The sequence below is a fragment of the Roseateles sp. P5_D6 genome, from assembly GCF_054049415.1.
In genome coordinates this window covers 65,370-74,340 of sequence record NZ_JBFUMK010000028.1, presented here as the reverse complement: position 1 = coordinate 74,340, position 8,971 = coordinate 65,370, and the positions used below count along the sequence as shown (strand labels likewise).

Genomic DNA, 8,971 nt, shown 5'->3' with positions numbered 1-8,971 from the left:
TCCGTCATTCTCCAAAAGGACGGACTCACTCTCGTTTAGATTGGTACGGCGGGGAGGGAGCAGGTCACACTCATCGGATGCGTGCGTTGCTGAAGCGCTTCGCAGAGTGGGCAGGCCTGAAGGATGAGAACGGTCGGCCATGGAAGCCAGGTACGCACCAAGGACGGAAGACCTTTGCGAGATTCGCGGCGCTGCGCGATCGAACTGCGCTGCTAGCGCTTGCTCAACAGCTCGGCCATCGAGACAGGGCCGTAACCGACTTTTCATACGCTGGGTCCGACCAACAGTTGTTGCGCGATATTGAAGCCGAGATCGTCGAACAGTCGACGATTGCATGGCAGGGCATGCTCGGTGCACCGAACCTAGCGGGGAGGGCTGGTGTCGAAATCATTGGAAAGCGCCCCACCTTCCGCGGCACGCGGCTGAAGGAAGACATCAAGAGCTTTGCGACTTTGCTTGTTGATGCTGGCCTTGTCCTTGGCGTTTGCGACTGGGGGTACTGCGTCTACCGTGAGGAGCACAGCGCTTGTGCCGGAAATGCGCTTGGCCCAAATCCAACGCGTCGAGAGCCGTCAACTTGCGCGAGCTGCAAGAACTTTGCTTTATCTGAACAGCACCTCCCTTATTGGGCTGAGCAGATTCGTCGGCATGAAGCTCTGTTGGACGAGCCGGCGCTGCCTTGGCAGACGATCAAGATTGCACGTAGTCGCCTGGAGGAGGCTCGCGCCCTGGTTCGGGGGGTGTCCGGTGGCGACCAGCGGGGAGAGCCTAGTGGCCCATGAAAATGGACGCGACGGGAAGCGCCGTCTTCAATTGGCGCTTAAAGAACTAACGTCAAAAAAGAACGGTGCCAATTCACTAACGCGAGTCACTGCAAAGGAGCTCTGTGAGAAGGCTGGTATCTCACGGAATTCGCTTTACCTGTACCACTCCGAAGTTCTAGGGCAACTGAAGGATCACAACCTGCGGTGCGGCAGCGCAGTTGATGCCTCAACGTCTGATCGGCTGTCGCGACTGCAGGCTGACAAGGAGTCGCTGCGCCTCTCTAATGTCCGCCTTGCAACTTTGGTTGATCACTACTTTTGCGCGTGGAGGGAGGCCGTCCAGCTGTTGGAGCGGCGGGACCGAGAACTGGCGGAAACTCGTCAACAGCTGGCGGCGAAGGTTGTGCCGATTCGAGGCGTTCGAAAGTCGCGCTAAACCTACAGTGCAATCGCCATGATGCGGCTACCGTCGCGGCCGCCCCGAACTTGTTCAACCAGGCCGATCAGATTGGCCACGTTGAAGGACGCATCGTCACTGGCTATTTGACCCTCAGTTCAGCCGCCGAGCATTGCAATGAGCCCGGCGGCTCCCGCTCCCAGCAGCGCAGCAACGGTGTTGTTCTCCAGAAGCTGGCGCATCAACCCTTTTGCTTGCGGATCGTTCGCGGCTGCAACCTGCTTGACGACTTCCGCCAGCGAGACGGTCACGACCTGCGAGTTGTGGCTTCCGACTTGCACTTGATGTCCAGACATCGAGCCGATGTGGATCGCTGAGGGCGCGGGAGCTGTGCGGTGTGCCGCGGAGGTGAGGTTCTCCACCGACAGGTTCAGGATGTGCGGATGGTGGGTTCCGATCTCGAGCGAGCCACCGGCGAGGAACTCCACGTCGAGCACCTTGAGCTCGATCCGGTTCGCGCCGGCCTGCTGCACGATCACGTCACCGATTCGCACAGTCGGCGCATCTGTGTAGGGAATGGACACTTCCTTCTTGTGGCGATCGCGCGATCCCTTGAATGAGACACCGTTGATCTCAAACGTGTCGGCGTAGGCCATCTCATCAAAATCCATTTGTTCCTCCCTGGTTGAACTCGTCGGGACCGAGGTGATCGCAGCATCGTCGGTGCCTTGGCGACGCCGATTGTGGCGGTCTGACGCCGGAGCTGACGTGCGCCGCAGGGCCATACTGCAAATCAAACCAGGGGAGGGTAGCGACGTGCATCAGCTTCCAGAGAACAGTGTTGCCACGTGGATCGCGGATGGTCCTCGTAGTTACCCGGTCAACATCGGCTGGATGTGCCCGTACTGCCGCCAGAACGTGTCTTTCACGGCGGGCTCGTGGCGAGCGTCCGGCAGCCACAACTGGCATGCATCGGCGAACTGCCCGCTATGCAAACAAGAGGTCCAGTTCTTCACGATGAACATCGGCACGGGCTTCAACTCACTGTGCGGTGGAAGCCTGTTCATGCACCCGTCCGCGCAGGCTCGCGTGCCCGATTCGCACATCCTTGAAAGCGAGCGCCTGGCCGAGCCCTTGAAGCGGGCGTACCGGTCAGCGGTCAATGTGGTCCGAGTTCAGGAATGGAATGCTGCGGCGGTTACGTGCCGACGGTTGCTCGAAGGCATCACAAAGACTGCATTGCCAGCGAAGCTGCAGAAGGAAGTCCTGGCCAAGCAGATCGAGGCGCTCCCTAAACATGTAGACCTGGGCAAGCCACTGCTCGACCTTGCGAGTGCCGTGAGGAAGGGCGGCAATCTAGGCGCGCACTTCAGTCTTGAGGAAGAGGCGACCGAAGAGGTCGCGACGTTGATCCTGGATCTTTGCGAGGATCTGATCGAGTACCTGTTCGTACTGCCTGAGCGGATCGACGAGTTGAACGTCAAGCTGGCGGCCTTGGGTAAGACGCCAGGCGGCAGAAGCCCGAACGAGTAGCTCAGGCCCTCGCGGATCGGCATGTCTTTCCCGGCGGGCTCGTTGCGGGCAGGGTCGGATAGGGTCTTCCGTCCATACACTGGACCGATGGAGCGCACCTTCAGTCAGACCGCTGATCCCTCGTCGTCCGACGACGAGACCGATTTCACTCGCGAGTTTGATACCGATCGGAAGCCATTCACCTGGGGCAAGGTCCTGCAGCATCCGCGCGTGCTGCTGGTGGCTGAGGCCGGAGCCGGGAAAAGTCATGAATGTGAGGCTCAGGCCAACCTGCTGTTCGGCCGGGGAGAACCAGCGTTCTTTCTCCGCCTTGAGCACATCGCAGCTCGCGGCGTTGATGGCCTGCTGAGGCCCAAGCAGAGGTCCCGGTTCAAGGCCTGGTTGGCCTCTCCGTCCCAGTTGGGTTACTTCTTCTTGGACTCCATCGACGAGTTGCAACTGGTCTATGGGTCGTTCAAAGACGCGCTGCTGCGCGTCGCCGACGATCTGGACAACGCGCTGGGTCGGGCGGTCATCGTGGTCACCTCACGACCTGTGCCCATCGATCGACAAGCGTTCTCCGAAATCCTCCCGGTGCCGCTGAAGTCGGCCACAGAAGTTGTCGGAGATGAGTTTGTTCAGGTTGCGATGCGGGATTCAGCTGCAGAGCAGGACGACGAGGCTGAGGTCCGGATCAGGGAGTTCTCGCTTCAGCCTTTGAGCAACGAGCAGATCCTGGAGCTCGCACGAGAGCATCGGGTCACGTCGCCAGAAGAGTTGCTCAAGGAGATCGAGGCTCGCAATGCTCATGATTTCGCCCGATGGCCGCAGGAGCTGATTGAGCTCTGCGACGACTGGCGCATCCACCGTTCGATCAGGCCTCATCGACAACAGATTGAAAGCCACCTCAGCGCGCGCTTGAGCGCACGCCCGGATCGTCGAGAGAAAGCCGACCTGTCGCTGGATCTCGCCAGGCAGGGGGCTCAAGCGCTGGCGCTGGCGGTCATGCTGTGCAGGCGCTTCGCGATTCGCCACGGCGACAACGCCGACGTCGCAGGATCCGGCGAGGAGCCGATCGACCCGAGGATCCTGCTGCCTGGATGGAGCGTGCCTCAGATCGCAGCGTTGCTGGAGCGACCACTGTTTGGCGATGGTGGCTACGGCCGGGTCAGGTTCAGACACCGCTCGGTCTTCGAGTATCTGGCCGCTTGCCAGTTGGACCATCAGATATCAACCGGCACGCTCAGCCTGGCTTCTGCCAAGCGGCTGTTGCTCGGGCTGACGGACGACAACGAGTCGGTGGCCAAACCGAGCTTGCGACCGCTGGCAGCATGGCTGGCCATGCTGCGAAAGGACTTCTTCGAAGCGGTGCTGGACGTCGATCCTGGCGTTCTCCTGATCCATGGCGATCCTGAGTCCTTGGAGCCTGCGCAGTGCCAGAAGGCCTTGCGAGGGTTTGCCTTGCAACACGGCAAAGGGCAATGGCGTGGCTTGGACGTGCCCAGCCTGCAGACTTCGCGTTTGGCTCGTCAGCCATTGGGCACGACGATTGTTGAGCTGTGGGCCGGCGGTATCGAGAACCCAGAGATTCGTGATCTGCTTCTTCGAATCACCGGTTCCGGTGCGTACAAGGAATGTGCTGACCTTGCAGCCACCGTTGCGGCTGACCGGAAAGTGAGGAACGTCGAACGACACGAGGCACTTGTTGTGCTGTCGAAGCTGGACGACGCGCGACTTCCGAACTTCGTGCAGTTGGCGACGTCGATGGCGCCCGGCTGGCCGCAGCAGTTGGGGCGCTGGGTGTGCAGCTATCTGTATCCGGAGCATGTCACCGACGGGCAACTCCTGACCTTGCTTGGCAAGATTGAGCGAGATTCACCCCACGAAAGCGACTACGCCAACACCATCGCCCGTATGGTCCAGCATGCTGAATTGGACGTGCCACGCCTCAAAGCCTTGCTGCATGGCCTGACCGCGTCGACGAGCGCTTTGGTCAAGGCCGATGAAGACGGGGAAGTGACGGAGCCTGAAGGTCGACTCAAGACGTCGCTCATCTTGAGGGCTGTCTGCGAACGCCTGCTCGACGCGAAACAGAGCACCGACGAGGTGTTGGCAGCAGCGGTCATCGCCTTTCGGTCGGCCAGCAAGCCGCACCACGAGAAGGCGCGAAACGCTGAACTCAGCAAGCGTTTGAATGCCCTGGGACCGGAGCAGCGACGGCAAGTCTTCATGCTGGACTACACCTGGATGGTCGGACGCTATCCACCCGAGTCGCGACCTGAACTTCGGCTCGGTCGCCTGGCATTCGATGCACCCCTCAGCTACACCCTCAAGCAAGATCAGCAGTGGGTTCTGACCGCTCTGAGCGAGGAGACCGCGCCTATCGAGTTCCGTTCGATGCTGCTCCGCCTGGCGGTCTACCTCGCACCGATGAAGGACGGAAAGCTGTCGGGGGTGTCTGCCCTCAAGCGGGCAGTCGCTGACTCGCCGGCGCTCCTCGAGCAACTGAAGTCCGCGCGCGCAGCATGCAAGCCGTCGCCGGAGTTGCTCAAGATGCAGGCGCGCCAAAAGAGCGATGCAAAAAAGCGTCACCGCAAGGCCGCCAAGGAGCGGGAGGTCTGGCAAAGGATTTGGAAGGCGCTGGCCAGGAAGCCCGCGGAGGCGCTGTCTGCGGAGCGGCGCTCGGCCACGATCTGGAACATTTCGATTGCGATGCGGCATAGGCGCAAGAGCCAGGGCGAGACGCGCTGGAACAGGCCGTTCCTGCAGCGCAACTTCAGCGCCGGCGTCACCGATTTGTTGAGGGAGGCATTGATGGCTGAATGGCGTTCGATGCGTCCAACCTCACGCAAGGAGCGCAAGGCTGGGGAGAAGGACACACACCTTGTGGTCTGGACAAATGGCTTGATGGGGGTGTACGCCGAGGCCGAAGTCCCTGGCTGGGCAGCGGAGCTGACCGCTGACGAAACCGAGCTGGCCATGCGCTATGCAATGCTGGAATCCAACAGCCTGCCCAGCTGGACGGTGGCGTTGGCGGAAGTGCACCCCCGGATCGTTGAGCAGACTCTGGGTGAAGAACTCGAAGACGAGCTGTCTGAACCCAGCACGCAGCCGAACTGGTACTCGATGAATCTGCAGAAGCTGCGGTACGGGCCGGCCGAAATTTCGAGCTTGGTCCAGGCGCGGCTGATCGCGTGGATGCGCACCGCAGCCAAGCTGACACGGCAGCCCCATAACCCAGCACTGCAGGTCAAGCTGGAGCAAGTGGCCAGCGTGCTGTTGACCCATGAGACGCCGTCTTCGAAGAGCGCGTTGACCAAAATGGGCATCAGGGAGCTGGATCACGACATCGAGGGGGCGTATCGGAACCTTTGGATCGGCGTGCTGTGTCGAGCGGCCCCGCTTGCCGGACTGGAGCGGTTGTTCAACGCACTGGCACCGCTGCCGATCGAGAAGGATGGCACCGCAGTAGCGCTGATCGGCTACTTGTTCGGCGAGCGGCACGCCTTTGGCAGGAAGAACTGGCGCGAAGAGCTGCCGCCTGAATCACTCGCGCTGCTTGTCAGGGTCATTCAGTGGCACATCCGGCCGGGAGATGATGTGGTGCATGTGGGCGGCTACTCCCCAGTTGATCGCGACTATGCAGAGGACGCGCGACGCTTCACGTTCAACGAATTGATGTCGCGAGCCGGCGCTGGCGCGGCACCAGCCAAGCTCTTCCTCACGGGTGACGCGAACTTCTTCCATATGACCGACCACATCCGCCAACTGACGCGCGAGCGCCTGGCCGCTGAGATTGATTCGAGCGTGTTCGATGTCCCCGAGATCGCTGGCATGTTGCACGGGTTCGAGTTGCCGCCCAAGACCGGTTCGGACATGGCACACCTGCTCGTTGATCGGCTAGACGATCTGGCGGAGCTGATGCTGCGCGACACCAGCCCTCGCGCGGCCTGGGCGATGGTTGAGGACGAGAACGCGCTCAGACCGGCCATCGCGCGTGAGTTCGAGGTGAGTCGACAGAACGCATACACAGTCGATCAGGAGGCCGTGACTGCGGATGGCAAGGAGACCGACATTCGATTGCGTTCGACTTCTGGCCACCAGGCGACCATTGAGCTGAAAGTCGGTGAGAAGAGCCGCTCTGCCGCTGAACTGCGCGACACCATTCAAGATCAGCTGGTGCGCAAATACATGGCTCACCGGGATGCTAGAACGGGGTGCCTCCTGGTGACCGTCAAGGATCCCAGCCGCGGCTGGAAGCATCCCGACACCGGCGCCAAGATTGATCTGGTTGGTCTTCAACGGGTGTTGAGCGAGGCCGCTCAGCTGGCGCAACAGCGACTGGGTGGTGACGCACGAGTGCTGGCGCGCGTCTTGGATCTGCGACCGCGATTGCCTACGGAGGCCGCAGCGCCCAAACGAGCCGCCAGAAAAAAGCCCAGCGCAAAACGGGCATCCACATCACCTCGCCGGCCCAGGTCGAAGAAGTGATGTCAGTGCCGAACGCTCCCGGGTACGGACCTGCTGCGCGGTTCAGGCCATCAACGATGTGGCTACCGACTTGCCGTCTACCGTGACGGCGATCTGAATGCAGACTCTCGGAAGCTCCCCGATATCACGCAGCGGACCTGGACAACGCGTCGCGTTGCCCACAGCATGGCGGGTGATCAACGGTGGCAGACGCACTGCACTCGTCGCTGGGCCAACTAATCAGCAGCATTGGATGGGGCCCGCGATGCCGATGACTGCCCGAGGGGGCGACACGTAGGATCCGTGGGCGGCGGCATTGTGCCGCCCGACGTTGCAAAGGGGTTCAGATTGGCAACACCTTCAGTGGCACGGTTTTCAGTCACCATGTCCGAGCGCTTGAATCGAGAGTTCGAGGAGATTGCAGGGGAGGACGACGAGGGCAAGGCCACGGCCTTGCGCAAGGCCGTTCAGCTCTACATCGTGTCGCGCAAGGCCATCAACGATGGCATGAAGGTGGGCATCGCGAAGACCGATCAAGAGCTGACCACAGAGTTCATCAACTTGTGAAGATCGGCGCGGAGTAGGCGGAGACCGCTTGAGGCTGGCTGCTGCCGCTCGGATTCGTCAATCGTGGGGCAGCAAAGTGCCCAAAGCCGAAAGTCGCCGACCCGCGGCGACAGGCTGGGCGCTGTCATCCAGGATTCGCGATCCAGCGGCCGCTACCGGCGGCAACGGTCGTTGAACGGTTGGCCTGCGGAACGATTGGCGGTCCATAGCCAGCTGGTCTATGACCAGCAAGGGCAGGCGCAGCAGGCGGCCAACCGCACCGCCATCGCCCGGGGTGGACCGTCGGCTGGGGCGAGTTGATAGCTTCATCAATTGCATTGGACAAGGCTATGACTTGGCGCGTTAACCTGCGTCGTGAAGTCGGCGATTGGCCGGCTCGGAACTTCAGGACCGACTCCGGCGTCTGCGGCTGACCATTCCCAACCCCGCCAGCGAGGTAAGGGCCATGACTAGGCTGGCCGGTTCGGGCACTGTGGTCGCCGCCGCAGCCAGATCGAATTCGGCGCCGGTGCCGTTCTTGCCGACCAGGCCTGCATAGGACGTGGTTTGCAGCAGCATGCCGCTGCGGCTGTACTGGTCGAAATACTGCGTCGGCCCCCGAACCACCCACAAAGTGCTGTCGGCGTAGTCCATCGCCAATGCCCCACCCACCAAATCGCTGAGGGAAGTCATCAGCCGGCCATCCATCTGATAGTTCCGCAGCTCGCCTGCGGCGCCGCTCGGCGTGTCCACGGTGGCCTGCAGCCAAAGCGTGTCGTTGGTCGGGTCGTAGGTGATGCCCGAGGCCCGGGCACCGTCGTCCAGCAGAAACAGCAAGGTTGGGTCGCCCCATTCACGGTCGAAGGAGTAGACGCCCGAGGGGTTGCCGCCAAAGCCAGCTGCGACGGCATAGTTGCGCCGGCCGTCGGTGGCACCATCGACGAGGCCCACGCTGGTCGACTGCACATAGGTCGTGCCGGTTTGCGTCAGATCGAGGTTGTAGCGGCCGCCAAAGCCACTGCCATTGCCCATGGTGCGAACGTCGCCATACACGGCGATGGGCTGTTCACAATGGTTGCAGTAGGTGGGCGCCGAACCGGTGACTACGTCACCCTGAACCGTGTAAAGGCTCTTGGATGACACGTTGGTGAGGTACAGGGTAGACACCGGCCCGGCGTGGGCCGGGGCCACCATGGCGGTTGATGCTGCGGTCGCCAGTAAGGCAAGGGCGTATTTCCGGAATCGAATCATGGCTTCTCTATGGGTTGGGGATGGAGTTCAG

At 61.5% G+C, this 8,971-nt stretch carries 5 protein-coding genes and 1 pseudogene; 4 read left to right on the top strand and 2 right to left on the bottom strand.

Annotation, left to right across the window (positions count from 1 at the left end):
• Window positions 1-782 (top strand): annotated as a pseudogene (locus ACXJKM_RS27260) (hypothetical protein); the annotation flags it as partial.
• Between the two features lie 537 nt (window positions 783-1,319).
• Here the strand turns inward: ACXJKM_RS27260 and ACXJKM_RS27255 are convergent.
• The gene (locus ACXJKM_RS27255) at window positions 1,320-1,832 is read right to left on the bottom strand and encodes a hypothetical protein (protein ID WP_457356267.1); all 513 of its coding nucleotides are present in this window, start codon (window positions 1,830-1,832) and stop codon (window positions 1,320-1,322) included.
• 145 nt (window positions 1,833-1,977) lie between these two features.
• On the opposite strand from ACXJKM_RS27255, the gene ACXJKM_RS27250 reads away from it, so the two are divergent.
• The 3 genes from ACXJKM_RS27250 to ACXJKM_RS27240 all read left to right on the top strand — a co-directional run bounded on the left by ACXJKM_RS27250 (window position 1,978) and on the right by ACXJKM_RS27240 (window position 7,710).
• Complete coding sequence (locus tag ACXJKM_RS27250) at window positions 1,978-2,694, top strand: DUF4145 domain-containing protein (RefSeq protein WP_457356266.1); 717 nt, start codon at window positions 1,978-1,980, stop codon at window positions 2,692-2,694.
• Between the two features lie 87 nt (window positions 2,695-2,781).
• Entirely contained in the window at window positions 2,782-7,164 is a 4,383-nt protein-coding gene (locus ACXJKM_RS27245) for a hypothetical protein (protein WP_457356265.1), read from the top strand.
• 363 nt (window positions 7,165-7,527) lie between these two features.
• Window positions 7,528-7,710, top strand: a complete 183-nt coding sequence (locus ACXJKM_RS27240) for a hypothetical protein (RefSeq protein WP_457356264.1) — start codon at window positions 7,528-7,530, stop codon at window positions 7,708-7,710.
• 384 nt (window positions 7,711-8,094) lie between these two features.
• On the opposite strand, the gene ACXJKM_RS27235 is transcribed toward ACXJKM_RS27240, so the two are convergent.
• On the bottom strand, window positions 8,095-8,940 hold the full coding sequence (locus tag ACXJKM_RS27235) for a PEP-CTERM sorting domain-containing protein (RefSeq protein WP_457356263.1): 846 nt from the start codon (window positions 8,938-8,940) through the stop codon (window positions 8,095-8,097).
• Window positions 8,941-8,971: the final 31 nt, after the last annotated feature.

Bases quoted from the DNA above. Each gene is read 5' to 3' on its own strand.
- ACXJKM_RS27255 (WP_457356267.1), bottom strand. From the start codon at position 1,832: ATGGATTTTGATGAGATGGCCTACGCCGACACGTTTGAGATCAACGGT.
- ACXJKM_RS27245 (WP_457356265.1), top strand. From the start codon at position 2,782: ATGGAGCGCACCTTCAGTCAGACCGCTGATCCCTCGTCGTCCGACGAC.
- ACXJKM_RS27240 (WP_457356264.1), top strand. From the start codon at position 7,528: ATGTCCGAGCGCTTGAATCGAGAGTTCGAGGAGATTGCAGGGGAGGAC.
- ACXJKM_RS27235 (WP_457356263.1), bottom strand. From the start codon at position 8,940: ATGATTCGATTCCGGAAATACGCCCTTGCCTTACTGGCGACCGCAGCA.